Genomic DNA, 25,228 nt, shown 5'->3' with positions numbered 1-25,228 from the left:
CACCACGGACTCTTCGAAGGAGCATCATCATGGCAGGCGACCCCTTACGGCGGACCGGCGCCGCCGGCCGCCGCGCGGTGCTGACGGCGGGGACGGCCGCCGCGCTGACGGCCGGCCTCGCGGGCTGCGAGACGGCGGGTACGGCGGACGCGGCGCAGGGCGAGGTCCGCGCCCCCTCCGTCGGCGGCCGCAGACCCGGCGGGAAGGACACCGTCGACGTCGTCACCGACTTCGGCGCCCGGGGCGACGGCCGGACCGACGACAGCCGGGCCTTCGTCCGCGCCTACCGGTACGCCGCCGGCCGGGTGTGGAACGGCACCGGCCGCACCGTCGTCGACATACCGGCGGGCGTCTACCTCATCCGCGAGCCGGACGCGCTGATCGGCGCGTCCGGCGGCCGGCCGAAGGCCAACGGCCTGCGGTTCCGGGGAGCGGGCAAGCGCATGACACAGCTCCTGTTCGCCCCGCGCCGGGCCGCGGACTCCTATCTGTGCCGCAACGAGGACGCCTGGGCGAACATCGTGTTCGAGCACCTCGGTTTCCGCTCCGGCACCCCCGGGGCCTCGTTCTGCTACTCGTACTCCACCGGGCAGGCCCAGGACTACCGGTTCACCGACTGCGAGTGGCTGGGGGAGTGGACCTACGGGCTCGCGCTCGACGGCAGCAACACCAACTCCGAGATGCGCTGGGAGGCCTGCCGGGTGGGCGGTGCCTGGCGCCGGGCGTTCCTGTACTCCGGACTGTCGGAGCGGTCGCGGAACCCCGGGCAGCAGGACCAGTTCCTCAACTACTGGTTCAACGACATGAAGGTGGAGTACGAGTGGGGGAACTTCCTGGAGTTCCCCTACGGCGGATCCGTCACCTGCCGGGGCGGCTCCTACATCGTCACCGGCCGCCGTCCGGAACGGACGGGAGGGTCCGGGGAGTCCGGGGAGTACGGCCGCACCAGCACCTTCTTCCGCTTCCCGCGCGCCGACCACCACGGTTCCGTGCAGCGCTTCCACGCCGAGGACATCCGCTTCGAGGTGCGCGGCCCGGACACCGTGGTGATCGACTGCGCCTGGGAGAGCGGCACGGTGCACTTCAACGACTGCGACGACACCGCCAACGCCTTCAAGGACTTCGCGCCCGGCTCCCGTCCGCACCGCTACCGCCCCACCGGGCCCGGCCCGCTGGTGCGCTACGACTCCTGCCAGCTGTCGGGGAAGCACACCTACCGGCCCGCCGGGGACGGCGCGGGACCGGTGGCCCGCTACGACATGTGCCTGCTGGCCAACCACGGCCAGGTGGACTTCGCCGAGGGCGCCGTGGAGCGGGTCCGGTACGTCGACTGCCGGGGGCGCTGACCGGCGGCCCGCCGGGGCCACCGGGAACCGCCACCGCCCGGGAACTCCCGCGGATTCCCCCGCGAGGGGCATGCCACCGGACGGACCGTGCCACAATCCAGACCGTGACCGACAAGGGCGGGGAGAGGGGACACGTGCGGGGCGGAGCGGGCCGTTGAGACTGCTGCACACCTCGGACTGGCACCTGGGACGGAGCTTCCACCGGGTGAACCTGCTGTCCGCCCAGGCGGCCTTCGTCGACCGTCTGGTGGAGACGGCGCGCGCCGAGGACGTCGACGCGGTGCTCGTCGCGGGCGACGTCTACGACCGGGCGGTGCCGCCGCTCGCCGCCGTCGAACTCTTCGACGAGGCCCTGCACCGTCTCGCGGATCTCGGCGTGCCGACCGTCATGATCTCCGGCAACCACGACTCGGCCCGCCGCCTGGGCGTGGGCGCCGGGCTCATGGGCCGGGCGGGCATCCACCTGCGCACCGACCCGGCCGGCTGCGGCACCCCCGTGGTCCTGGCCGACGACCACGGCGAGGTCGCCTTCTACGGCCTGCCCTACCTGGAACCGGCCCTGGTCAAGGACGTCCTCGGGGTGGAGCGGGCCGGACACGCCGCGGTGCTGGGCGCCGCCATGGACCGGGTGCGCGCCGACCTGGCCGCCCGCCCGACGGGCACCCGCTCGGTCGTCCTGGCCCACGCCTTCGTCACCGGGGGCGAGGCGTCCGACAGCGAACGGGACATCACCGTCGGCGGGGTCGCCTCCGTCCCGGCCGCCGTCTTCGACGGGGTGGACTACGTGGCGCTGGGCCATCTGCACGGCTGCCAGACGCTCACCGAACGGATCCGCTACTCCGGCTCGCCGCTGGCCTACTCCTTCTCCGAGGCCCACCACCGCAAGTCGATGTGGCTGGTCGACCTCGGACCCGGCGGCGAGGTGAGCGCCGAGCGGATCGACTGCCCGGTGCCCCGCCCGCTGGCCCGCCTCCGCGGCCGGCTGGCGGACCTGCTCGCCGACCCCGCCCTGGAGCGCCACGAGCAGGCGTGGGTGGAGGCCACCCTCACCGACCCGGTCCGCCCGCGCGAACCGATGGCCGCCCTGACCGCCCGCTTCCCCCATGTCCTCGCCCTCGTCCTGGACCCCGAGCGGTCGCCCGGGGACGCTTCCGTCTCCTACGGGCGGCGGCTGCGCGACCGCACCGACCGGGAGATCCTGGAGGGTTTCGTCGCCCATGTGCGGGGCGGTGCCGGGCCCGACGAGCGTGAACGCACCCTGCTGGGCGGGGCCCTGGACGCCGTACGCGCCGAAGCGGCCCGCACGGAGGCCCCCCGATGAGACTGCACCGCCTCACCGTCACCGCCTTCGGCCCGTTCGGCGGCACCCAGACGATCGACTTCGACGAACTGTCCGCGGCCGGCCTGTTCCTGCTGCACGGCCCCACCGGCGCGGGCAAGAGCTCGGTGCTGGACGCCGTCTGCTACGCCCTGTACGGCGGGGTGCCCGGCGCCCGCCAGACCTCCGGACCGGCCCGGCTGCGCAGCGACCACGCCGACCCCGGCACCCGTACCGAGGTGGTCCTCGACCTCACCGTCGGCGGTCGGCGGCTGGAGGTCACCCGGCAGCCCGAGCAGCGGCGTCCCAAGAAGCGCGGCACCGGCCTGACCACCGACAAGGCGCAGTCCTGGCTGCGCGAGTACGACGCCGCCACCGGCACCTGGAAGGCGCTCAGCCGCTCCCACCAGGAGATCGGCGAGGAACTCGCCCAGCTGCTGGGCATGAGCCGTGAGCAGTTCTGCCAGGTGGTCCTGCTGCCCCAGGGCGAGTTCGCCCGTTTCCTGCGGGCCGGCGCGGAGGACCGGGCCAGACTGCTGGGCCGCCTCTTCGACACCCGCCGCTTCGCCGCCGTCGAGCAGCACCTGGCGGAGCTGCGCGGCGCCGCGCAGCTCCGGGTGCGCGACGGGGACGAGCGGCTGCTCGCGCTGGGCCAGCGCATGCGGCAGGCCGCCGGGGACGGCCGCGAACTGGACGAGACGCCGCCGGACGGTCTCTCACCGGGCGATCCGGGCCTGGCCGGTGCCGTGCTGGAGTGGGCCGCCCTGGCCCGCTCCACGGCCCGGGAGCGGCGGGACGCCGCCGAGGCGGCGCTGCGGGGTGCCGAGGAGGCCCATGCCGCCGCCCGGCGGCGGCTGGAGGAGGCCCGGGAACTGGACCGCCGCCGCCACCGGTACGCCGCCGCCCGGCAGCGCGCCGCCGCCCTGGCCGCGGGGGAGGAGGAGCACCGACGCGACCGCGCCAGGCTGGAGCGGGCCCGCGCCGCCGAGGCCGTGGCCCCCGTCCTCGACGCCCGGGAGCGGGCCGAGGAGGAGTGCCGTCGCACGGCACTCGCCGAGGAGGCCGCCCGCGGCCTGCTGCCCGCCGAGGACGCCCAGGCCCCCGCGGAGCGGCTCGCCGGACTCGAGCGCGCCGTCCGCCGGGAGCTCGGCACCCTGGAGGCCGCCCGGCACGCCGAGGAGCGCGCCACCCGCCTCACCGCCGAACTCGCCCGGCTGGAGCGCGAGTCGGGCGCGGACGAGGAACTGCTGCGGGAGGCGGACGAGTGGCTGGCGGACTGGGAAACCACCCGCGACGCCCACCAGCGGCGCGTCGAGACCGCCGCGGAGGCCGCGTCGCACGCCGAACGGCTCGCCCGGCGGCTCGACACCGTCCGGCGGAAGCTGACGGCCGCCCGGCACCGTGACGCCCTCGCCGCCGAGGAGAGCGGGGTCCGGGCCGAGCTGACCGAGGCGCACGAGCGGGCACTGGCCGCCAAACAGGAGTGGCTGGACGTCCGGGCACGGCGGCTGGACGGCATCGCCGCCGAACTCGCCGCCGAGTTGAGCGACGGCGCGCCGTGCATGGTCTGCGGTTCCCCCGACCACCCCGATCCGGCCCGGCCCGGCGCGCGGCACGTGGACCGGCGGGCGGAGGAGGCGGCCCTGGAGCGCCACCGGGAGGCCGAGGAGGCGCACCGGCGGGCCGAGCGGCGGCTGGACTCCCTGCGCGAGCGGCTGACGGCGGCCGCGGCGGAGGCGGGGGAGACCTCCACCGCCGAACTCGCCGGCGAGACGGCCGCACTGGAGACGGAGCACACCGCCGCCCGCCGTACCGCCGCCGGCGCGGCCGACGCCCGCGCGGCCTTCGACCGGCTGCTGCGCGAGCACGACAGCCGCCGGGCCGCCCGGCAGGACGCCGGGCGCCGGGTGGCCGCCCGCACCTCCACCCGCGAGGCACTGCTGCGGGAGCGCGCGGAACTGGCGCAGCAGGTGGCCCGGGCCCGGGGCGCGGCACCCTCCGTGGCGCACCGCGCCGGTGAGCTGGAGCGGCGCGCCGCACTGCTGGCCGCCGCCGCCGAGGCCGCCGGCGCCGCCGAGGCCGCCGCGCGGCGGCTCAAGGAGGCCGACGCGCGGCTGGCGGACGCGGTCTGGCGCGCCGGGTTCGACACCCCGCGGGCCGCCGCCGGCGCCCGGCTCGCCGAGCCGGAGCAGCGCGCGCTGCAGCGCCGCCTCGACGCGTGGCGGGCCGAGGAGGCGGCCGTGGCGGCCGAGCTGGCCGATCCCGAACTGGCCGGCGCCGCCGAGCTGCCGCCCGCCCGCCTCACCGAGGCCGAGGCCGTGCTGGAGGAGGCCGTGGCCCGGCTGAACGACGCCTCCGCCGCCCACGCCGAGGCACGCCGGCGGTGCGCCGAGCTCGACGGCCTGTCCGCCGACGCCCTGGCCGACGCCCGCCGGCTGGCCCCGCTGCGCGAGGAGTACGACCGGGTGGCCCGCCTGGCGGGCCTGGCGGCCGGGACGTCCACGGAGAACGAGCACCGGATGCGTCTGGAGTCCTATGTCCTGGCCGCCCGGCTGGAGCAGGTGGCCGCCGCGGCCGGTGCCCGGCTGGCGCACATGTCCGGCGGCCGCTACACCCTGGTCCACTCCGACGCGCGCGGACCGGGGCGGGGCCGCTCCGGTCTGGGACTGCACGTCATCGACGCCTGGACGGGCCGGGAGCGCGACACCGCCACCCTCTCCGGCGGCGAGACCTTCTTCACCTCCCTCGCCCTCGCCCTCGGCCTGGCCGACGTCGTCACCGAGGAGGCCGGCGGGCTCCGGCTGGACACCCTCTTCATCGACGAGGGGTTCGGCAGCCTGGACGACCAGACCCTCGACGAGGTGCTGGACGTACTGGACTCCCTGCGTGAGCGCGACCGCAGCGTCGGCATCGTCAGCCATGTGCCCGACCTGCGGCAGCGCGTTCCCGTCCAGCTGGAGGTGGTCAAGACCCGTACCGGGTCGGCCGTCCGGCACCGGGGACCGGCGGCCGGGTGAGGAACGCGGGGGAAACGGGGAGGCCCGGGAAAACCGGGTGACGGCCGGGGCGGCCCGCCGCGATCATCGGATGCCATGAGTCCCGACACCCCGCACACCCCCGATGTCCCGCCGCACACCCCCGGCGCCCCGCACCGGGACCCACTGCCGCTGCGCGGCCGTACCGCCCTGGTGACCGGGGCGAGCCGCCGGGCCGGAATCGGCTGGGCGATCGCCCGCCGGCTCGTCGCGTACGGCGCCGGTGTCTACCTCCACCACCACGTCCCCCACGACGCCGCCAAGCCCTGGGGCGCCGACCCGGACGGCCCCGGGGCGCTCGTCGCCGGGCTGAGGCCGCTCGCGGCCGACGGCGCGGTCGTCGCCCACGGCCCCGCCGACCTCACCGCCCCCGGCGCCCCGGCACGGCTGGTCGACACGGCCGCCGAGGCCCTCGGCGGACGGCTCGACATCCTGGTCGCCAACCACGCCCTCAGCGGTGAGGACGGCCCGCTGGACGAGATCGACGCGGACATGCTGGACGCCCACTGGGCGGTCAACACCCGCTCCACGGTGCTGCTGGTCCAGGCGTACGCCCGGCGCCGGCAGGAGTCGCGGGAAGGTGGCCGGGTGGTCATGATGACCTCGGGGCAGGACCAGGGCGCCGGCATGCCGGGGGAACTGGCCTACGCCCTGAGCAAGGGGGCACTGGCCTCCGTCACCCGCTCCCTGGCCACCGCCCTCGCCCGCCGCGGTGTCACGGTGAACACGGTCAACCCCGGCCCGGTGGACACCGGCTACCTCACCGGTGAGGAGTACGCGGCCGTCGCGGCCATGTTCCCCGGCGGACGGTGGGGGCAGCCGGACGACCCCGCGCGGCTGGTGGCCTGGCTCGCCACCGACGAGGCGGCCTGGATCACCGGACAGGTCATCGACTCCGACGGCGGGTTCACCCGCTGACGGCCCGTCCGCCCGCCGGGGCGCGTCCGGTCCCGGCGGGCGGACGGGCGTGTTCGCGGTTCTTCGTCGTTCCCGTCGTTCCCGTCGTGCCTGCTGTCGCCCGCCGGCTCAGGAGACCGGCTTGAGGTGCACCGGCAGCTCCCGGTGCCCGTTGGCGATGAACGACGGCTGGGGGACCAGTTCCTCCGGGGCGACGGCCAGCCGCATCTCGGGGAAGCGGTCGAACAGGGCCGGGAGCGCTGTGGCGGCCTCCAGCCGGGCCAGCGGCGCGCCCAGGCAGTAGTGCACGCCGTGGCCGAAGGCCAGGTGCTCCCGCTCGGCCCGGGTGAGGTCGAAGGTGTCGGCGCTCTCCCCGTACAGCGCCGGGTCACGGCCGGCGGCACCGAAACCGAGGATGATGGCGTCGCCCTTGCGGATCGTCACGCCGTCCAGGTCGATGTCCTCCACCGCGTACCGCAATGGCATGTGCATGATCGGAGCATGGGCGCGCAGGGTCTCCTCGATCACGTCGTCCCAGCCGGCCTGACCGGACCGGACCAGGGCGAGCTGCTCGGGAAGGGCGAGCAGGGAGCGTACGGCCTCGGCGATGAGGTTGACGGCGGTCTCGCTGCCGGCCCCGATCATCAGGACGAGCGTGCTGATCAGCTGGTGCTCGTCGAGCCGGAAGTCGCCGTCGCGGGCGGCGATGAGCTCACTGGTCATGTCCTCGCCCGGCCGGGCGCGCTTGATCTCGGCCAGCGCCCGCATGCAGGCCCACATCTCGGCGTAGTCGGCGCGGGCCTGCTCGGGGGAGGCCTCGGTGTTCAGCACGGCGTCCATGACCCGGCGGGTCCAGGGGCGCATGTCGGCCGGGACGCCGAACAGCTCGCATATCACCTCGTTGGGGATGACGTAGGCGAACCGGGCACGCAGATCCACCGGTTCGCCCGGATCAGCGCTTTCCAGCCCGGTGATCAGATCGTCGACGATCTCCTGGACGCGGGGGCGCAGCGCCTCGGTGCGGCGGGGGGTGAAGGACGGGGCGATCAGGTTGCGCAGGCGGCGGTGCTCGGCGCCGTAGCTGGTGAAGGCGCTCTCCACCCGCACCCACACGTTGAGGGCCCAGTCCTGGGGTATTCGCTCCAGCTCCGGCCAGTGGCGCCGGGCGTCCCGGGAGACCCGGCGGTCCCCGGCCAGCCGCTTGATGTACTCGTGAGCGGTCACCGACCACGCAACCACGCCACCGGGGAGCTCCACCGGCGTCGCCGGCCCCCGGGAACGGAGTCTGGCCGCCTCTCCGGGACGGTCGCGGCCGGTGGGGTCGAGGACGGGGACGTCGAGGGGTTCCATGACTGGCCTCCGGAGGTCTGTTCGGACACTGCGGATGTCTGGACGGACGTGCTCGCGGGCGCGGGTTCGTGTGCGGACGCGGATACGGGTTCGGACGCGGAGAGTGCCGGGAAGGTCACGGGCAGCGCGGCAAGGCTACGGTGAAAGGGGCCCGGCCGCCAGATCAGATCCCCTGCCGGTACGGCCAGTTCCATGTCGGGGAGCACGTCGAGCAGCGTCTCGATCGCCACGTCGGCGATGATCTCCGACAGTCCCTGGGCGGGACACACGTGCGGCCCCCCGCCGAAGGCCAGATGGGCGTGGTTGGAGCGGCGGTCGCCGGCCGCGCCCCGGACGGCGTGGGAGTTGACCGCCTCGTGGCTGATGAGCACCGGGACCCCCGGGGGGATCAGCAGCCCCGCGCCGGAGTCGTCACGCAGGTCGTACTCGTTCGTCGCGTAGTGGAAGCAGAAGTTCGCCATCGGCGAGCGCTTCCACAGGACCTCGTTGAGCGCGTCGGAGACGGTGAGGCTGCCGCCGGAGAGGTCACCGGCGAACCGGTCGTCGGTCAGCAGCAGCATGATCGCGCTGGATATCCAGGCGGACTGCGGCACGGTGCCCGCACCGATGAGGACCACCAGCTGGTGGAGCATCTCCTCGTCCGACAGTCCCAGTGGGTGGTGCAGCAGCCAGGAGGTCAGATCGGCGCCGGGGGAGCGGCGCTTGCCGGCGATCAGCTCGGCCAGACAGCGGGCCAGGTCCTCGCTGCCCTGCTGGGCGGTGGCGGGTTCGGCGCCGATCATCTGCGCGCAGGCCCGGGCCATGCGCTCCGTCTGCTCGTCGGAACAACCGAACAGCTGGGTGAACACCAGCGGCGGGATGCGGTGCGAGTACTGGCTCACCAGGTCCGCCTCGCCCGTCGGGCCGAACTCGCCGATCAGCCGGCCCGCCCCGCGCCGCACGTAGGAGCGCACCCGGTAGGAGTCGACCCGGGCCAGTGCGTCGTCGACGGTCTTGCGCAGCCGCAGATGCCGGTCGCCGTCGGCGAACAGCAGGCTGGGCCGGAAACCCATCATGGGGACGACCTCGTTGTCCATGGGGATCCGCCCCTCCATCAGGGCGGTCCAGCGGCGGGCGTCCTTGCTGAACTGCGAGCTGCGCAGCACCTCCAGGGCCGCGGCGTAGTCGGTGACCACGACGGCGGGGACACCGGGGGCGAGCTCCACCCAGTGGGCCGGGCCCTGGGGGCGGAGCCTGGCGTAGAGGGCGTCCGGGTCGGCGGCGAAACCGGGCCCGTACAGGGCGGGCAGACCGCTGCCGGAACCGGGGGCGCCGCCCGGGAGCGAGTGGGCCGGGCAGCCCGGCGGGGGAGCGGTGCCCGGGCCGGGGGACGGGGTTGTCACGGAAGGTGCTCCTGGTGGTAGGTGTGGACGTGCCTGACCAGGGCGATCAGCGCCCGGGCGGCCGAGGCGCGGTCCCGCGCGTCACAGCTGACCAAGGGGGTCCCGGGTTTCAGGTCGAGTGCCTCGCGGAGCTCGTCGTCCGGGAAGTGCGGGGCGTCGGGGAAGGAGTTGAGGGCGACCGCGTACGGCAGACCGTGCCGCTCGACCATCTCCATCGCGTCGAAGGAGGCGTCCAGCCGCCGGGTGTCGGCCAGCACCAGGGCGCCGTAGGCGCCGTGGGCCAGCTGCTGCCACACCGGTGCCACCTGGTTGAAGCGCCGCTGGCCGGGGGCGCCGAACAGGTACAGCACCAGATCCGGGGAGAGGGTGAGCCGACCGAAGTCCATCGCGACGGTGGTGGTCCGTTTGTCCTCGACGCCCCTCAGGTCGTCCACCAGCGCGCCGGCCTGCGTCATGACCTCCTCGGTCCGCAGTGGCTCGATCTCGCTGACGGTGCCTATCAGGGTGGTCTTGCCGACCCCGAACGGCCCGACGATCAGCAGTTTCGCGGTGGTCTCGACAGTGTCGCGCACATAGATTCCGCTGTCGGCGGACCTGTCAGAGGATGTTGTTGAGGCCATCCAGGACCTTCTCCAGGACGTCGAGATCGGTGGGCTGGGCCGCCGGCGGTGGCCTGCGCGCGACCACATGGCCGCTGTCGATCAGGTCCGCCAGCAGGATCGTGGTGACCGCCACGGGCAGCCGTACATGGCCGGCGACCTCCGCGACCGACAGGTAGCCGCCCTGGCACACCCGGACCATCCGCTGCTGCTCCGGCTCCAGTTCCGCCACGGGGCGGTCGCCGGTGGCGGTGACCAGGGTGACCAGGTCCAGGGTGTGGGTGTTGCGGCTGGGCTCGTGGCGGCCGCCGGTGATGACGTAGGGGCGGACCAGGTCCGTGCGTACGCGGCGGGGCGTCATGTCGGTCCGCCGGCGTCGTGGCGGGGCTCGCTGGTCATCTGCCCGCCGAGCTGGGCCACCAGCTGGTGCATCCGGAAGCTGATCGCCTCCACGTCCGCCGTGCCGGAGGTGGCCGCGGTGAGGAAACTGCCGTCGCCCGCCCGGATGGTGAGGACGTATCCGTCGCGGAACTGCGTCAGGCTCTGCTCCCAGGAGCCGGGGTCGGAGCGGCACAGCCGCGCGCTGGCGCTGGAGGTGGCCTGCACTCCGGCCAGTGCCGCGGCCATCTGCTCCGCGGTGTCCCGGTCCAGCCCCGGAGTGCACGCCCGGACCAGGCCGTCTCCCGACACCAGCAGGGCGTCGTAGACGTCGGGCTGGTCCATGAGCTGTGCCAGCATCCAGGCGAGTTTCTCGTTGTCGAAGATCATGACTTGCTCTCCCCCTCGGGTTCTCCGGACGTCGGCGTGGTGCGCTGGACGGCCCGTGCGGCGCGGGCGAAGCCGCCCAGCGTGGCCGCGGACTGCCGCGGTGAGTGGCCGGTGGCCGGCGCGCCGTCGGACGGATCCGACGGGTCTGACGGGTCTGACGGACCGGCCGGTATGGAGCCCGGTGCCGCGGCGGACGTCTCCGCCGTGTACCGCCGCCGCTTGGGCAGCCCGCCCGCGGTCCTCGTCCCCGCCGCCGGCGCCGGACCGGCGGCACCGGACACGCGGTCCGGGGCGGGACCGGCGGCACCGGACCCGCCGGATGACGGGCCGGCCGCGCCCAACAGGGCCACCGGCTGGGTGGGCACGGTGTCGGTGAGCAGCGTGCTGGGCAGGAAGGTCACGGCCCGTACCCCGCTGTAGGGGGACTTGGTCACCGACACCTCGAACCCGTACCGGGCGCTCAGCAGCCCGATCACCGCGAAGCCGAACTTCGGCGGGTCGCCCAGCCGGGTGATGGTGACGGGCCCCTCACCGGACAGCAGCCGGGTGGCCCGCTCCCGCTCACCCGGCTGCAGGCCCACGCCCTTGTCGTCCACGATGACGGACAGGCCGTTGTGGGCGCGCTCGAACTGCACCAGCACCTGGGTGTCCGGGTGCGAGTAGCGGGTGGCGTTCTCCAGCAGCTCGGCGAGGGCGAGCACCAGCCCCTCCACGGCCCGCCCGACGACGGCGCGCTCGCCCTCGTCGTGGAAGACCTTGACGCGCCGGAAGTCCAGGATGCGGCTGACCGCGCCCCGCACCACGTCGCTCAGCGGAGTGGCGTTGTGCTGCCGCCCCGGGTAGGAGCCGCAGACCACGGTGATCGCCTGGGCACGCCGCAGGATCTGGGCGGTGGCGTGGTCGACCACCTGCAGATCCCCCAGCACCTGGGGGGAGTCGTGCCTGGCCAGCATGTCGGTGACGGCCACCTGCTGCTTGTTGGCCAGTGCCTGGAGCGTGCGGGCCACGGACAGCAGCGTCGTCTGGGTCATCTGGGCGGTGCGCCCCTCGGCGTCCGTCAGGGCGCGTATGACCAGGGTCCGCAGCTCGTGGAGGTGGTGGGCGAACGGCGTCCCGGCCAGTTCGGCGTCCACCGGCGGGGAGGCCGGGACGGGCTGCCGGTCGCCGACGGACTGGACGGCCGCCGGCAGGCTCACCCCGGCCAGCCGGGCCAGCTCGGCGTCCCGGGCACGGATGCCCGAGCGGGCACCGGACAACTGCGTCCGCAGCTCACGGATGCGACGGGCCTGACGCACCGCCACCGGTGTGAGGGCCACACCCAGGCCCGAGCCGAGCAGACTCGCCACGGTTGTTATATCGGTCATCGACTTTCCTCGCGGACGCGTCGTTGCGGGAAGAAACGGTCAAGCCGGTACAGGGAGGGCGACTTGAGAATCACGGTTCGCGTGCCACGACAGCGTAGGGGGCCGGGAACGGCGGGGGAGCGGAAATGGCCAGGTTGCCGCCACATCGGTGACCGTCTGGTATGAGGCGGGCACGGTTCGGCGTGTGCCTGCGGGTTATGCCGGTGTCCTGGTTGTGGGAAATTCATTCTGTACGACCGCAACGCGCGGGAAACACGGCGGCAACGCCGGGTGAACACGGAGGCGGTGTGATGGGTCCCGAGGGCTTTCCGCGAACGTGTGATGGGGATCGTGCGGAGTGCGCGGCCGGTGTTCTGGGAGCGATGACCGGAAGGAAGCCCGTCTCGTGGGGGCGCGCGAACCAGACTGCGCGCCCCCACGAGGACCACGTGCGGAGCCGGGCAGTCCCGGCCCGTTCAGAGCGCGGAGAGCTCCGCCACCAGATCGTCCAGGCCCAGCGACCCCAGCGACAGCGCCGCCATGTGCCACCGCTTGGCGTCGAAGGCGTCACCGTGCGCGGCACGGGCCGCCGCGCGGCCCGCCAGCCAGGCGCGTTCGCCCAGCTTGTAGCCGATGGCCTGGCCGGGCAGGCCCAGATACCGCACCAGTTCGCTCGCCACGAAGTCGGCCGGGCGTCCGGAGTGCGCGCCGAAGAACTCCAGGGCCAGTTCCGGGGTCCACCGCTCCCCGGGGCGGAAGGGGGAGTGGCCCGGGATCTCCAGTCCCAGATGCACGCCGATGTCCACGACGACCCGCAGGGAGCGCATCATCTGCGCGTCCAGATAGCCCAGCCGCAGCTCGGGGCTGTCCAGGAAGCCCAGCTCGTCCATGAGCCGTTCCGCGTACAGCGCCCAGCCCTCGGCGTTGGCGCTGACCATGCCGACCGTCGTCTGGTAGCGCGAGAGCCGGTCGGCGACGTACACCCACTGGGCGAGCTGGAGATGGTGGCCGGGCACCCCCTCGTGGTACCAGGTGGTGACCAGGTCGTAGACGGGGAAGCGGGTCCGGCCCGCCGTCGGCAGCCAGGTGCGGCCCGGCCGGGAGAAGTCCAGTGACGGGGTGGTGTAGTAGGGCGCGGCGGCGCTGCCGGGCGGGGCGATCATGGCCTCGACGCGCCGGATCGGTCCGGCCAGCTCGAAGTGCGTGCCGTCCAGTCTCCCGACCGCCTCGTCCATCAGGTCCTGGAGCCACGCCCGGACCTCCGCCACCCCTTCGACCGCCCTGCCGTGGTCGTCGAGATACCGCAGCGCCTCCCAGGGGGTCGCGGCACCGGGCAGGACCTTGCCGGCCTCGGCCCGCATCTCGGCGTGGACGCTGTGGTACTCCTCCCAGCCGTACGCGTACGCCTCCTCCAGGTCCAGGGCGGTGCCGTTCCAGTAGCGCGACCAGAGCCGGTACCGCTCGCGGCCCACGGTGTCCGGAGCGCCGGCGGTGGCGGGGGCGTACGTGCCGCGCAGCCAGTCGCGCAGCGCCGCCATGGCGCCGGCGGCCTCGGCGGCCCCCTTGTCCAGCTCGGCGCGCAGGGCGTCGGGCCCGCCGGAGACCAGGCCGGCGAACCAGCTCTCCCCGCCGTCCGCGCCGGTCCACTCGCCCAGCTGCCCGATCACCGTGGCGACCTGCCGGGGGCCGGCCGGGAGCCCGCTGCGCAGGCCCTCCGCCAGTGAGGCGCGATAGCCCTCCAGCGCCGCCGGGACGGCGCTCAGCCGCCGGGCGAGTGCCGCCCAGTCCCCGTCACTCCCGAGGGGCATCATGGTGAAGACGTTGCGCACGGAGTGCAGCGGGGAGATGAGGTTGCCGACCGCGCGCAGTTCCTCGCCCGCGTCGTGCACGTCGAGTTCGGCGGTCAGCCGCTCCCGCAGCAGGCGGGCGCAGCGCCGCTCGACCGTGCTGTCGCCACCGGGGCGCCGCTCGGCCTCCGCGAGCCGCTCCAGGGCGGTGCGGGCCAGTTCGGCCCGGGCCCGCAGACCGGCCGGGGAGAGGTCGGGCAGCCGTTCCGCGCTCCCGGGAAGACCGAGGTGGGTGCCGAGGACGGGGTCGAGTTCGACGAGGGCGTCGACGTACGCGTCGGCGACCTGGCGGGGCAGGGGCGCGTTCTTCGTGGCATCGGACATGGGCCACATCCTCGTACGGCACCGCCCGCCGCGTCACCGGTGACCGGTCCGCGGCGACGCGCACCGGTCACCGCGGACCGCCGCGGCCCGGCACCGGGGGTGCGGCGGCTCACCGCGGCGGGGCCGGGGGCAGCAGCGGACCGCACGTCCACTGCTGGAAGATCAGACGCGTCTCGACCCGGGCCACCTCCCGGCGCGAGGTGAACTCGTCCAGCACCAGCCGCTGGAGATCGGCGGTCCCGGCCACCGCCACATGGACCAGGTAGTCGTCGGGGCCGGTCAGATGGAACAGCGCCCGGGCCTCCGGCAGGGCCCTGATCCGCTCCACGAACGGACCGACCAGTTCCCTGCGATGGGGCCGTACCTGGACCGACAGCAGGGCCTCCAGGGGCCTTCCGAGTTTGGCCGGATCCAGTCGCAGCGCGTGGCCGAGGATCACTCCGCCGCGGCGCAGCCGCGCCACCCGGTCCAGGCAGGTCGACGGGGCCACGCCGACGGCGGCGGCGAGATCGCGGTACGTGGTCCGGGCGTCGTTCTGCAGCAGCCGCAGGATCTCCAGGTCCACCGGATCGAGTACGACGGATTCCGGCATTCGCCGAACATAACACGGCATTCCGTCATCGACTCCCGGGCGATGCCCAGGATTCCCGTATGACTCAGCTGGAAGGCATGGACGTCTCGTCCGCGAGCCCGCACCGTTCGCCGGACACCGAGGCCGTGCACGCCGGGCGCGAGGACCTCGCCGCCCTGGGCCTGCACGCCGCGCCCCTGGACCTGTCCACCACCTATCCGTCCCACGACAGCCGCGCGGAGGCCGCCCGGCTGGACGAGTTCGCCGCCACCGGCGCCCTGCCGCCGGGCCCGCCGGTGTACGCCCGGCTGGACAACCCCACCGTGGCGCGCTTCGAGCGGGCCCTGGCCCGGCTGGAGGGCACCGGGGCGGCCGTCGCCTTCGCCAGCGGCATGGCGGCCCTGACCGCCGTGGTGCTGGCCCGGGCCGCCCGGGGGCTGCGGCATGTCGTGGCGGTGCGCCCGCTGTACGGATGCAGCGACCACCTGCTCGGCGGCGGGCTGCTGGGCACCGAGGTGACCTGGACGGACCCGGCCGGGATCGCCGCCGCCCGCCGTCCCGACACCGGCCTGGTGGTGGTGGAGACCCCGGCCAACCCCACCCTGGCCGAAATCGATCTGACGGCCGTGGCGGAATCCTGCGGCCCGGTGCCGCTGCTGGCCGACAACACCTTCGCCACCCCGGTGCTGCAGCGCCCCGCCGGACACGGCGCGCGGTTCGTGCTGCACAGCGCCACCAAGTACCTCGGCGGCCACGGCGACGTCCTCGGCGGTGTCGTCGCCTGTGACGAGGAGACGGCCCGGGAACTGCGGAAGGTGCGCTTCGCCACCGGCGGTGTACTGCATCCGCTGGCGGGTTACCTGCTCCTGCGCGGCCTGGCCACCCTGCCGGTGCGGATGCGGGCGCAGTCCGCCACGGCCGCCGAACTGGCCCGGCGGCTGGCGGACGACCCGCGGGTCGCCCGCGTCCACTACCCCCGGATCGGCGGTGCGATGGTCTCCTTCGAGGTGCACGGGGATCCGCACGAGGTGATCGCCGGGGTGCGGCTGATCACCCCGGCGGTCAGCCTCGGCAGTGTGGACACCCTCATCCAGCACCCCGCATCCATCAGCCACCGGGTCGTCGGCCCGGCCGACCGCCGGGCCGGCGGCATCGGCGAGAAGCTGCTGCGCATGTCGGTCGGCCTGGAGGACGTCGAGGACCTGTGGCACGACCTCGACACGGCCCTCGGCGCCCGCCGCGGCACGGCGGAACGCGCCTCGGCGGGCGCCGGTGAGGGGGCCGGCGAAGGGGCCGGAGGCGGGGAACTCAGTGCCCGCCCGTCGGCTCCGCGGCGGGAACCGGAGCGAGCCGGGCGGTGATCACCAAGGTGCCCTCCTCGACCTGGTAGTCCAGCGGCAGCCCCAGCCCGCGCATCGCCGAGACCATCCCGGTGTTGGCCGCCTTCGTCACGGCGTAGACGCTCTCGCCGCGCGTCTCGGCGGCCATCGCCACCAGGCGGTGCAGCAGTTCGGTGCCGATGCCGCGGCGCTGCCAGACGTCCTCGACGAGGAGGGCCACCTCGGTCTCGTCGCCGTCCCACAGCAGATGGCCGAGCGCCACCAGCTTGCCCGAGGCCGTCTCGGCGGCCAGGGTGCGGCCGAAGCGCGGGCTGAGCAGATGGTCCAGATAGCGGTCGGCGTCCCGCACCGGACCGTGGTAGCGGGAGGACAGCGTCCGCTCGGAGCACCGCCGGTGCAGCGCGCGGGCGGCCTCCAGATCGCGGCTGTCCGCCCGCCGCACGGTGATCTCGTTCCCCTCCGGGAGGGTGAGCCGCTCACGGCGGCGCGGTGTCCTCGTCCCCGCGCCCTCGGTGGCGGGGACCGTGTCCAGCCGGGCGTCCAGCTCGACCAGGGCGCGTGCCCGGGCGAACTCGGTGGGGGTGAAGGGCAGGCAGGGGCGCTCCACGACGATCGTCCCGCCGTGCGGGTCGGGCAGCTTCATCACCGTCTCCTCCAGTACGCCCCCGGCCGGGGCCGGCTCCCCGGACGGCCGCCCGGCGCCGGACCGCGCGGGCACCGAGCGGATCGTGCAGCGGCCGAGCAGCTGCCGCAGGGCGAGTGGGAGCTCCGCGGTGTCCAGCGCGGTACGGGCGGCCAGGCCCAGCACATGGGTGGCGATGTCCACCAGTTCGTGGGCGTCGGCCCGCTCCAGCCAGGTGTCCCGGCCGCCCGCCGCGGCGGCCGCCCGGCGCAGTTCCTCCGGGCCCAGCTCCCGGGGCGCGCGCAGCAGGAACTCGTCCACCGTCACCTCGCCCAGCGGATGGGTCTGCAGGCTGATGACGTCCACCCGGTGCCCGGCCAGCGAGGCGCACAGCGCGGCGAGCGAGCCGGGCTTCTCCCGCACGGTGGTGCGCAGCCGCCACAGCACCGGGGCCTCCGCCACGGTGGACGCGGGTGCTCCGGGACCGGCGGCGGCCGGCCCGGGTTCGAGGGGGCCGATCTTCTTCACACCCCTTCCACGTTCCGCGCCGTCCGCGCGTTCACCGGGTTCGGGCGGCGGATGGTGCGGATGGCGCCGCGCCCACCACAGGTGCAGGCCCGCGGCGCCCAGCAGCGCGGCGGCCGACAGGACCAGCAGGACGGGACCGTCCGGTCCGTGCGCCACCGTCTTCGCGGCGCTGTCCGCCACGGCCACGGCCGTGAACAGGGCCGCCAGCTCCACCAGGTCCCGCCGCCAGTGGTGGGAGCGGGCGCCGAGGGCGAGGGCGCGACGGAGGGCGCGGCGCTCGGGGGAGCGGTCCGGCAGATGCGTGGACGATGCAGTCATGCCGTCACTCTCGCCGACCGGTGTTGCGCGGTCACGAACGGTCTGTTACCTGCGGGTTAAGGGCATTCCGCAAAGAAAGGGGAACTACCGCCTCTTTTGGGTGAGCCGCCGCAGTGTCACCCCGCACCACCGGGCGTACAGCCGCTGGAGCGGCGGGACCAGCGGACCGGCGGCGCGCGTCCACCACACCCCGGGACGGCTGAACGCCCGTACCTCCAGCCACACCGTCCCGTCGTCCGCCCGCTCCACGACGAACGCCTCCTCGCCGCTCTGCGGGTGTCCCGCCAGCGTCCCGTACCCGAAGCCGGCCCGTCGTCCGCCGTGCTCCGACCACACCACCCGGCACGGGGCGCGCAGCCGCAGCCGCCCCACGCCCAGGCCCACCACCACGCGTACCCCGGGTTCGGCACGCGTGCCGTCCGCGGTGATCTCCACCCCCATGGCCCGGTGCATCCGCCAGGACAGCATCGCCTCGGCGGCGGCCTCGAAGACCGCCGGGCCGGAGCCGATCCGGGTGCGCACCCGCAGCCGCCCGAAGCCGGGCGGGAAGCGCCCCTCCCGGGTCGCCCCCGCGCCGGTGTACGTCAGGGCGGGACCGCTGCCGTCCCGGCCGCCGGTCCCGCCGCCGTCGTCGTGCTCGCTCATGGCGCCAGCGTAGGCGCCCGGGACGCTACTGGCCGACCAGGCCCGGCCGCAGCACTTTCGTGAACAGCACCGCGCCGCCCTCCTCGCGCAGTCGCACCGTCAGTTCGCCGCTGTCGCCGTCGATGTCCACCTGGCCGTAGAACTGGTAGCCCTCGCTCGGCGGGACGTTCCCCCGCTCGGGTGCCTTGACGAAGACGCGCTCGGGGCCGAAGGTGCCGTCCAGTGCCGAGGCCGGGAAGGCGCCCGCGTTCAGCGGTCCGGTGACGAACTCCCAGAACGGCGCGAAGTCGCCGAACGCCGCCCGCTCCGGGGCGTAGTGCTGGGCCGAGGTGTGGTGCACGTCGGCGGTCAGCCACACCGTGCCGGTGATCCGCCGGTGCCTGACGAACCGCAGCAGTTCGGCGATCTGCAGCTCCCGGCCCAGCGGGGCGCCCGGATCGCCCTGCGCCACCGCCTCGACGTCCGCGCCGTCGGAGACGATCAGGCCCAGCGGCATGTCCGAGGCGATCACCTTCCACACCGCGCGTGAGCGCGCCAGCTCCCGCTTCAGCCAGGCCAGTTGCTCGGCGCCCAGCACGCCCTGCGGGTCGGAGGTCTGCGTGCCGGGGGAGTTGGCGTTCCGGTAGGTGCGCATGTCCAGCACGAACACGTCCAGCAGCGGGCCGTGGCGCACCACCCGGTGGATCCGCCCCTCGCCGTCGCGCCGCACGGAGTCCAGCGGGAAGTACTCGCCGAAGGCCCGCCGGGCCCGGGCCGCCAGCACGTCCACGCGCCGCTCGGTGTAGCGCTCGTCGGCCAGGACCTCGCCCGGGTACCAGTTGTTGGTCACCTCGTGGTCGTCCCACTGCACGATCGAGGGCACCTGGGCGTTGAAGCGGCGCAGCGAGGGGGCCAGCAGGTTGTAGCGGAAGTTGCCCCGGTACTCGGCCAGGGTCTCGGCGACCTTCGCCTTCTCCTCGGTGACGATGTTGCGCCAGGTCCCGCCGCCGGGCAGTGCCACGGTCTCCGCCAGCGGCCCGTCGGCGTAGACGGTGTCCCCGCTGAACAGGAAGAAGTCCGGGTCCAGCCGGGCCATCTCGTCGAAGATCGGATAGCCGCCCCGGTCGGGGTTGATGCCCCAGCCCTGCCCGGCCAGGTCCCCCGACCAGACGAACCGCACCCCGTCCCGGCGCCGTGCCGGGGCGGTGCGGAAGGTGCCGTACACCGGTTCGCCCGTACGGCGCGGGTCGTCCGGGTCGGCCAGCACCACCCGGTAGTGCACCTGCCGGCCCGGCGGCAGCCCGTGCAGCGCCGTCGTCCCGGTGAAGTCGGTGCCCGGACCCAGCAGCGGGCCCTGCCGGCGCCGGACGTTGCGGAAGGACTCCGTGGCGGAGGTCTCCACCACCATCCGGGCCGGGCGGTCCGAGCGCACCCACACCAGGGCGGAGCCGGCCGTCACCGCGCCGGTCTGCACACCCCAGTCCGCCCGCGGCCGGCCCGACAGCGACTGCGCGGGCGCGGCGAACACCGGGCTCGCCGCCGCTCCCGGCAGCGCCAGGGCCGCCGAGGCGGCCAGTGAACCGCGCAGCACCGCCCGCCGCCCGGGCAGCGGGCGGTGGGACGTGTCCCCTCGTGTCATGGACGAGAACCTCCTGGAGAACGGACCGGAGACCGGAGGGAGCCGGTCGCGGAGAGCGCTCATGGTGGCCGCGCAAGGAGAACACCGGGGAACCGGGCCGCCGCGGGATGACCTGCGCCGGGTGAACGCCCGCCCCGGAGCCGCGGAGCGGGCAAAGAGCGCCGTGAAAATGACAACTCCATTTGCCGTCTGAGCATTACACCGCTTCCGTGAGCAGAATCGTTCAGATATGCCCGGAACGGGTGACACGTTGCGTAACCTCGTCGTCACTTCCGCCCCACAGGTGGATGCGGCCGCACGTTGCGCGGGAGAGGGGACGCGTGCCCCGAATCGACGAGTGCCTGCTCGAGGCCATGACGCTGCCCGGAGCCCGTGGTGCCGCCGTGGTCGACCGGACCAGCGGGCTCGCACTCGGAACGATCGGCGAGCCCGCGGGCGAGGACCACGAGACGACGGCCGCCGAGACGGCGGAGCTGGCCCGGGTGGCCGCCGAGCACCCCGCCTTCGCGGCACCCGGGACCGGCGGCTTGGAGGACGGCGGGGGAGCCGGCGGCACGGCTTCCGTGGAGGACCTCATCGTCACCACGCGCACTGGCTACCACCTGCTGCGTTTCGTCGGCCGCGTCCTCGACGACGGGCTCTTCGTCCATCTGTGGCTCGACCGGGGCGGCGGCAACATCGCCCTCGCCCGCATCCGGCTGCGGCACCTCGCCGAGCGACTGGTGCTCGCGTGAGCGCCGCCCTCTCCCCGATGCTGGGGCACCTGGCGGCCGAGCGGGCCATCGGAGCGCTGCCGCGGGGAGCCGGAACGCTCTACCTGTGCGGCGGCGAGGTCGTGTACGCCGAGAGCCCCGCCGCTCCCGGCCTCGAGGTCCTGCTCGCCCGGGGCGGCCGGCTCCCCGCCTGGGGATGGCGGGAGGCGCTGGACCGGGCCGGGGCCCGCCGGCAGGTCGGCCGCTTCCTGGTGGACAACGGCCGGCTGTCCCACGGCGAGCTGGAGGTCTACCACCTGAGCGCGCTGCACGACGCCGCCTTCTTCGCCCTGGCCCCCGGCAGCGGACCGGCCCGCTTCCGCGGCGGCGCCGCCCACTGGCTGGGACCCGTCCGCCCGGTGGGCGCCGGGGCCCTGCAGCGGGAGATCCTGCGCCGCAGGAATGCGCCGCAGGAAGCTGCTGGCGGACCTGTGGCCGCACCCGGAGGTCGACACCGTGCCCCTGGTCCGCCGGCTGGTCCGCCGGAGCCCCGGCCCCGACCCGGGGGCAGCGGGCCGTGCTGGAACTCGCCGGCGGCGCGCGCACCCCCGCCGACATCGCCCGGCACCTCGGCCGTCCGGCCTTCCACGTGCTGGTCGACGTACGGCGGCTGGCCGCCGCGGGGCACGTCGAGACGCCGCCCGCCGCCCGCCGGCCCCGCCCCCCGTCTCCGGCCGGATCCCGGAGGTGTCCGCAGATCCGGACACCGCCCTGCTGCGCCGGATCCGCGACGCCCTGGAGGCACGCCTGTGACGTCCCCGCCCGCCCGCACCCGCCCCGTCCCCTTCGCGCCGTCGTGAAGCGCACCCTGAACCTGAAGCAGTTCGCCGGGAAGGGCGGCAGGCGGCCGATCCCGGGGTGCTCCGTGAACTGCGCCTGCTGCGCACCCGTGTGTCCCAGGTCACCGGAGCCGTCGTGGTCGGTGCCGACGGCGCCCTGCTGGCCGAGGACGCCCCCGCCGCGGACGCCGGACACCCGGCGGCGCGCACCGCGGCCGCGCTCGCCGCGGCCCTGCGGCTGGCGGAGACCGCCGAACGGGGCCGGCCGCGGCGCCCGCCACGGCGTCCTCGGCCCGCTGCGCGCTCTGACGGCCCGCCAGTGGCTCCGGCTCGCCCTGCTGGCCGCCGTCGGCATGGTCGGCTTCAACCTCGCGGTGCTGGCGGCCGAACGCACCGCCGAGCCGGCGGTCCCCGGCGTCCTGGTCGGCTGCGCCCCGGTCGTCGTCGCCGTGATCGTTCCCGTGCTGAACGGCCGCCGCCCCGCCCGGCCGGTGGTGTACGGGGCGCTGCTGGTGGCGGCCGGGGCGCTCGCCGTACAGGGCTGGGGGCGCACCGACGACGCCGGTCTGCTGTGGTCCGCCGGGGCACTGGCGGGGGAGGTGGGGTTCGCGGTGATCGCCGTTCCCCTGCTGCGTCCGCTGGGCGCCCGGCTGCCGTCCGCGGCGGCCTGCGGGCTGGCGGCGGTGGAGGCCGCGCTGCTCGGTCTGGTGCTGGACGGCGGGGGCTGGCTGCGGGTCCCGGAGCAGGGCGAGGCGGTGGCGCTGCTGTGGCAGGCGGTCGTCGTCACGGTGGTCGGCTTCGTGTGCTGGTACGCCGGGATCGGGCGCATCGGTGCGGAGCGGGCCACGCTCTTCTCCGGGCTGGTCCCCGTCAGCGCCGCGCTGACGGCCCCGGTCGTGGGCACCGGCTCGGTACGGCTGGGCCTAGGCGGGCGGCAGCCTGCTGGTCGGCCTGGGGGGCGCGGCGGGGGCGGGAGCGGCGGCCCGCCGCCGGCCGGCACCGCCCGTACCGGACGGTGCCGCGGCGCGGCGCCCGGGGTGATCCGGCCCGCCGTTCACCGGTACGGGCGCGGGACCGCCGCCGTCCGCCCTACGATGACCCCGTGGTCCGGGACGGCACCGGTGCGGGCACCGGCGAAAGCGGGGACGAGGACGCGGCGGAGGTCTTCGAGGAGTGCCGTCCGGTCCTGCTCTCGGTGGCCTACCGCATGCTCGGCCGGGTGGCCGACGCCGAGGACGTCGTGCAGGAGACCTGGCTGCGCTGGTCGGCGGCCGACCGCTCGGCCGTGCGCGAACCCCGCGCCTATCTGGTGCGTGCCGCCACCCGCCTGGCCGTCGACCGGCTGCGCCGGATCCGTGCCCGGCGCGAGGCGTACGTGGGGCCCTGGCTGCCGGAACCGCTGGTCACCGACTACGCCCGCACCGTCCCGGACGGGACCGAGCGGGTGCTGCTCGCCGAGTCGGTCTCCCTGGCGGTGCTGGTCGTCCTGGAGTCGCTCTCCCCGCTGGAGCGGGCGGTGTTCGTGCTGCGCGAGGCGTTCGGCCTCCCCTACGGTGAGATCGCCGGGACCCTGGACCGGAGCGAGGCGGCCGTGCGGCAGCTCGCCGTGCGCGCCCGGCGGCATGTCGCCGGGCGCGCCCCCCGCTTCGACGTCGACCCCGTACAGCGGAGGGAACTGACCGAGCGGTTCCTGGCCGCCGCCCTGGAGGGCGACCTGGAGGGGCTGCTGGCCGTTCTGGCCCCGGACGCGCGGCTGGTGGGTGACGGCGGCGGCCGGGCGAAGGCACCGCTGCGGACCATCCTCGGTGCCGACAAGGTGGCCCGCTTCACGGCCGCGGTCGCCCGGACCCCGGTTCCGGACCTGGAGATCGTCCCGCTGGAGGCCAACGGCGGTCCCGCCCTGCTCGCCACCGTCGGCGGCCGTCCGTACGCCGTCCTCGCGCTGGAGACGGCCGGCGGTCTCGTGCGCTCCGTCTACCTCATCAGCAACCCGGACAAGCTGGCCCACCTGGCTCCGCCGGCCGGCCCGGCCCGTCCGGTGCCCTGACCGCGCCGGCGCCGCCGCCCGCTCACAGTCCGCCGCTCACCCGCAGCACCGCGCCCGTGGTGTACGAGGCCTCCGGCGACAGCAGCCAGGCGACCGCCCCGGCCACCTCCTCCGCCTCCCCGGGGCGGCCCATCGGGATGACCCCGGCCTTGCGCCACGGGCGCTGCGGGTCGCCCATCGTGGCGTGCATGTCGGTGAGGATCGTGCCGGGCTGCACGGAATTGACCCGCACCCCGTCCGGGCCCAGCTCCTTGGCCAGCCCGACCGTCATGGCGTCCAGTGCCGCCTTCGTCGCGGCGTAGTGGACGTACTCACCGGGGCTGCCGAGGGTGGCCGCGCACGAGGAGACCGTGACGATCGCGCCGCCGCTCCCCCCGTACCGCGTGGACAACTCGCGCGCGGCCCGCCGCGCGCACAGCAGCGTCCCCATGACGTTGACGTCCACCACCCGGCGCATCACCTCCGTGGCGGTCTCGGTGAACCTGCCCAGCGGACCGGTGACCCCGGCGTTGAGGACCGCGCCCGTGACGGGCCCCAGCCGGGCGGCCGTCTCCTCGAAGAGGGCGTCGACCTCGCTCTCGACGCTGGTGTCCAGCCGTACGGCGATCGCCTCGGCGCCCGCGGCCCGCACCGCCTCCACCGTCCGTCCGGCCGCCTCGGCAGACCGCTCGTAGCCAACGGCGACGTCGTGCCCGGCCCGGGCCAGCCGCCGGGCGACGGCTGCTCCGATGCCGCGGCTTCCGCCGGTGACGATCGTGACCTGCCGCGCCATGCCGTTCTCCCTCGCTCGTGGCCGGACCGCCGGATACGGCAGCCGGGGAATATGATCGATCACTCATGGGGAGGAGCGCCAGGGGGCTGATTGGTCTTGACCAAGTGGCCGGTGCGTCCCTATCGTCGGCATACGCAAGGACCTTTAAAAAACAAGCGCGCGTAAACCCGGCGGGACACGGCGACTGCGGAGGCAAGGGTGGGGACCACGCAACTGGAGACGGTGCCGGAGCCGAAGTACTGGCACCTCCGGACGGTGCTGTCGAACGCGCTCGACTCGGAGTTCGAGGTGGGGGAGATCCTGCCGAACGAACGGGAGCTGGCCGCGCGCTTCGGCGTCGCCCGGGCCACGCTCCGCCAGGCGCTGGAGCAGCTGGAGCTGGAGGGCCGTCTCCAGCGCCGCCGCGGAGTGGGCACCACCGTCGCGCCGCCGCGCGTCGGCGTGGAGGTGAACCCCACCCGGCACAGCTGGCCCGGTGCCCCGGGGGACGCCTGGCAGACCGAGGGCTGCGCGGAGGACGTGCCGCCCGCCGCGGTGGGCAGGGCGCTCGGCAGGGACGACGAGAAGGTGTACACCGTGCGCCGGGTCCGTACGGTGCACGGCCAGCCGGTCGCCACCGAGCTGCTGTACGTACCGCCGGCCTCCGTGCCGGGGCTGTCCGGCATCGCAGGTCTGGGGACCGACGCGGGTGTCGCCCGCGGCCGGGCCGTTCTGCGCGAGCTGCAGCGCCTCGAACTGGGCGGTCAGGAACGCACGGTGGAGCTGGGTTCGGCCCGCGCGGAGGACGCCAAGCGGCTCGACCGCCTGCCCGGAGCGCCCGTCCTCGTTCTCACCACCCGTTATCTCGCGGCGGGCGGTACGGCGGCGGTCGCGGTCTCCACCTACCGGGCCGACACCTGCCGGCTGACCTTCGGGGAACCGGCCGGCGCCGGTCTGCTGGCGGCGGGCTGACGGCTCACCGGCCGGATCCCGGCGAGGTGCGGGGATCTCCCGTCGGGGCGGGGCTTCCCCGCCCGCAGGCCCGCGC

Annotated in this window: 20 protein-coding genes and 2 pseudogenes; 10 read left to right on the top strand and 12 right to left on the bottom strand. The window is 75.0% G+C overall.

Annotation, left to right across the window (positions count from 1 at the left end):
* Window positions 1–29 precede the first annotated feature (29 nt).
* The 4 genes from V1L54_RS13190 to V1L54_RS13175 all read left to right on the top strand — a co-directional run bounded on the left by V1L54_RS13190 (window position 30) and on the right by V1L54_RS13175 (window position 6,617).
* The gene (locus V1L54_RS13190) at window positions 30–1,346 is read left to right on the top strand and encodes a glycosyl hydrolase family 28-related protein (protein WP_330118160.1); all 1,317 of its coding nucleotides are present in this window, start codon (window positions 30–32) and stop codon (window positions 1,344–1,346) included.
* Window positions 1,347–1,500: 154 nt separating this feature from the next.
* A complete protein-coding gene (locus tag V1L54_RS13185) occupies window positions 1,501–2,667 on the top strand; it encodes an exonuclease SbcCD subunit D (protein WP_330118159.1) in 1,167 nt (388 codons plus the stop codon).
* Window positions 2,664–5,681, top strand: a complete 3,018-nt coding sequence (locus V1L54_RS13180; RefSeq protein ID WP_330118158.1) for an AAA family ATPase — start codon at window positions 2,664–2,666, stop codon at window positions 5,679–5,681. Before V1L54_RS13185 ends, V1L54_RS13180 begins: the two co-directional genes overlap by 4 nt.
* Before the next feature lie 75 nt (window positions 5,682–5,756).
* Window positions 5,757–6,617, top strand: a complete 861-nt coding sequence (locus tag V1L54_RS13175) for an SDR family oxidoreductase (RefSeq protein WP_330118157.1) — start codon at window positions 5,757–5,759, stop codon at window positions 6,615–6,617.
* Between the two features lie 108 nt (window positions 6,618–6,725).
* Here V1L54_RS13175 and V1L54_RS13170 read toward each other — a convergent pair whose 3' ends face one another.
* The 8 genes from V1L54_RS13170 to V1L54_RS13135 form a co-directional block, all read right to left on the bottom strand.
* Window positions 6,726–7,820, bottom strand: coding sequence for a cytochrome P450 family protein (locus tag V1L54_RS13170; protein ID WP_330118156.1), 1,095 nt, complete (start codon window positions 7,818–7,820; stop codon window positions 6,726–6,728).
* Complete coding sequence (locus V1L54_RS13165) at window positions 7,817–9,328, bottom strand: cytochrome P450 family protein (RefSeq protein WP_330118155.1); 1,512 nt, start codon at window positions 9,326–9,328, stop codon at window positions 7,817–7,819. The genes V1L54_RS13170 and V1L54_RS13165 overlap by 4 nt, the downstream gene beginning before the upstream one ends.
* Window positions 9,325–9,948: a GTP-binding protein gene (locus V1L54_RS13160; protein WP_330118154.1), complete on the bottom strand. Its 624-nt coding sequence runs from the start codon at window positions 9,946–9,948 to the stop codon at window positions 9,325–9,327. The genes V1L54_RS13165 and V1L54_RS13160 overlap by 4 nt, the downstream gene beginning before the upstream one ends.
* Window positions 9,926–10,288: a DUF742 domain-containing protein gene (locus V1L54_RS13155; RefSeq protein WP_330118153.1), complete on the bottom strand. Its 363-nt coding sequence runs from the start codon at window positions 10,286–10,288 to the stop codon at window positions 9,926–9,928. Before V1L54_RS13155 ends, V1L54_RS13160 begins: the two co-directional genes overlap by 23 nt.
* On the bottom strand, window positions 10,285–10,695 hold the full coding sequence (locus V1L54_RS13150) for a roadblock/LC7 domain-containing protein (RefSeq protein ID WP_100200212.1): 411 nt from the start codon (window positions 10,693–10,695) through the stop codon (window positions 10,285–10,287). Before V1L54_RS13150 ends, V1L54_RS13155 begins: the two co-directional genes overlap by 4 nt.
* Complete coding sequence (locus tag V1L54_RS13145; protein ID WP_330118152.1) at window positions 10,692–12,059, bottom strand: ATP-binding protein; 1,368 nt, start codon at window positions 12,057–12,059, stop codon at window positions 10,692–10,694. Before V1L54_RS13145 ends, V1L54_RS13150 begins: the two co-directional genes overlap by 4 nt.
* 455 nt (window positions 12,060–12,514) lie before the next feature.
* Window positions 12,515–14,209: a DUF885 domain-containing protein gene (locus V1L54_RS13140; RefSeq protein ID WP_330118151.1), complete on the bottom strand. Its 1,695-nt coding sequence runs from the start codon at window positions 14,207–14,209 to the stop codon at window positions 12,515–12,517.
* Between the two features lie 109 nt (window positions 14,210–14,318).
* Window positions 14,319–14,801 (bottom strand): Lrp/AsnC family transcriptional regulator, encoded by a 483-nt coding sequence (locus V1L54_RS13135; protein WP_330118150.1) that lies wholly within the window; start codon window positions 14,799–14,801, stop codon window positions 14,319–14,321.
* A 59-nt stretch (window positions 14,802–14,860) separates the two neighbouring features.
* Between V1L54_RS13135 and V1L54_RS13130 the strand changes: the two genes are divergently transcribed.
* Entirely contained in the window at window positions 14,861–16,141 is a 1,281-nt protein-coding gene (locus V1L54_RS13130; RefSeq protein ID WP_330118149.1) for a trans-sulfuration enzyme family protein, read from the top strand.
* Here the strand turns inward: V1L54_RS13130 and V1L54_RS13125 are convergent.
* The 3 genes from V1L54_RS13125 to V1L54_RS13115 form a co-directional block, all read right to left on the bottom strand.
* The gene (locus tag V1L54_RS13125; protein ID WP_330118148.1) at window positions 16,089–17,588 is read right to left on the bottom strand and encodes a GNAT family N-acetyltransferase; all 1,500 of its coding nucleotides are present in this window, start codon (window positions 17,586–17,588) and stop codon (window positions 16,089–16,091) included. The two genes, V1L54_RS13130 and V1L54_RS13125, sit on opposite strands and share 53 nt — an antisense overlap.
* A gap of 84 nt (window positions 17,589–17,672) precedes the next feature.
* Window positions 17,673–18,233 (bottom strand): DUF1990 domain-containing protein, encoded by a 561-nt coding sequence (locus V1L54_RS13120; protein WP_330118147.1) that lies wholly within the window; start codon window positions 18,231–18,233, stop codon window positions 17,673–17,675.
* Window positions 18,234–18,258: 25 nt separating this feature from the next.
* Complete coding sequence (locus V1L54_RS13115) at window positions 18,259–19,851, bottom strand: alkaline phosphatase D family protein (RefSeq protein ID WP_330118146.1); 1,593 nt, start codon at window positions 19,849–19,851, stop codon at window positions 18,259–18,261.
* A gap of 320 nt (window positions 19,852–20,171) precedes the next feature.
* Here V1L54_RS13115 and V1L54_RS13110 point away from each other — a divergent pair, with 320 nt between their 5' ends.
* The 4 genes and pseudogenes from V1L54_RS13110 to V1L54_RS13095 all read left to right on the top strand — a co-directional run bounded on the left by V1L54_RS13110 (window position 20,172) and on the right by V1L54_RS13095 (window position 23,429).
* Complete coding sequence (locus V1L54_RS13110; RefSeq protein WP_330118145.1) at window positions 20,172–20,585, top strand: hypothetical protein; 414 nt, start codon at window positions 20,172–20,174, stop codon at window positions 20,583–20,585.
* A gap of 876 nt (window positions 20,586–21,461) precedes the next feature.
* A pseudogene (locus V1L54_RS29470) lies at window positions 21,462–21,587 on the top strand (roadblock/LC7 domain-containing protein); the annotation flags it as partial.
* 67 nt (window positions 21,588–21,654) lie between these two features.
* A pseudogene (locus V1L54_RS13100) lies at window positions 21,655–22,423 on the top strand (DMT family transporter); the annotation flags it as partial.
* Between the two features lie 61 nt (window positions 22,424–22,484).
* Entirely contained in the window at window positions 22,485–23,429 is a 945-nt protein-coding gene (locus V1L54_RS13095; RefSeq protein WP_330118144.1) for an RNA polymerase sigma-70 factor, read from the top strand.
* Window positions 23,430–23,451: 22 nt separating this feature from the next.
* Here V1L54_RS13095 and V1L54_RS13090 read toward each other — a convergent pair whose 3' ends face one another.
* On the bottom strand, window positions 23,452–24,201 hold the full coding sequence (locus V1L54_RS13090; protein WP_330118143.1) for an SDR family oxidoreductase: 750 nt from the start codon (window positions 24,199–24,201) through the stop codon (window positions 23,452–23,454).
* 198 nt (window positions 24,202–24,399) lie between these two features.
* Here V1L54_RS13090 and V1L54_RS13085 point away from each other — a divergent pair, with 198 nt between their 5' ends.
* Window positions 24,400–25,152: a GntR family transcriptional regulator gene (locus V1L54_RS13085; RefSeq protein WP_330118142.1), complete on the top strand. Its 753-nt coding sequence runs from the start codon at window positions 24,400–24,402 to the stop codon at window positions 25,150–25,152.
* The last annotated feature ends 76 nt before the right edge of the window (window positions 25,153–25,228 follow it).

This window comes from Streptomyces rubellus (genome assembly GCF_036323805.1).
GTDB lineage: Bacteria > Actinomycetota > Actinomycetes > Streptomycetales > Streptomycetaceae > Streptomyces.
This window is presented reverse-complemented; position numbering and strand designations above follow the sequence as displayed.

Coding starts and splice junctions, on each gene's coding strand:
- V1L54_RS13160 (WP_330118154.1), bottom strand. CDS start 9,948: ATGGCCTCAACAACATCCTCTGACAGGTCCGCCGACAGCGGAATCTAT.
- V1L54_RS13155 (WP_330118153.1), bottom strand. CDS start 10,288: ATGACGCCCCGCCGCGTACGCACGGACCTGGTCCGCCCCTACGTCATC.
- V1L54_RS13115 (WP_330118146.1), bottom strand. CDS start 19,851: ATGACACGAGGGGACACGTCCCACCGCCCGCTGCCCGGGCGGCGGGCG.
- V1L54_RS13130 (WP_330118149.1), top strand. CDS start 14,861: ATGACTCAGCTGGAAGGCATGGACGTCTCGTCCGCGAGCCCGCACCGT.
- V1L54_RS13090 (WP_330118143.1), bottom strand. CDS start 24,201: ATGGCGCGGCAGGTCACGATCGTCACCGGCGGAAGCCGCGGCATCGGA.
- V1L54_RS13140 (WP_330118151.1), bottom strand. CDS start 14,209: ATGTCCGATGCCACGAAGAACGCGCCCCTGCCCCGCCAGGTCGCCGAC.
- V1L54_RS13145 (WP_330118152.1), bottom strand. CDS start 12,059: ATGACCGATATAACAACCGTGGCGAGTCTGCTCGGCTCGGGCCTGGGT.
- V1L54_RS13180 (WP_330118158.1), top strand. CDS start 2,664: ATGAGACTGCACCGCCTCACCGTCACCGCCTTCGGCCCGTTCGGCGGC.
- V1L54_RS13120 (WP_330118147.1), bottom strand. CDS start 18,233: ATGAGCGAGCACGACGACGGCGGCGGGACCGGCGGCCGGGACGGCAGC.
- V1L54_RS13190 (WP_330118160.1), top strand. CDS start 30: ATGGCAGGCGACCCCTTACGGCGGACCGGCGCCGCCGGCCGCCGCGCG.
- V1L54_RS13175 (WP_330118157.1), top strand. CDS start 5,757: ATGAGTCCCGACACCCCGCACACCCCCGATGTCCCGCCGCACACCCCC.
- V1L54_RS13135 (WP_330118150.1), bottom strand. CDS start 14,801: ATGCCGGAATCCGTCGTACTCGATCCGGTGGACCTGGAGATCCTGCGG.
- V1L54_RS13150 (WP_100200212.1), bottom strand. CDS start 10,695: ATGATCTTCGACAACGAGAAACTCGCCTGGATGCTGGCACAGCTCATG.
- V1L54_RS13125 (WP_330118148.1), bottom strand. CDS start 17,588: ATGACTGCATCGTCCACGCATCTGCCGGACCGCTCCCCCGAGCGCCGC.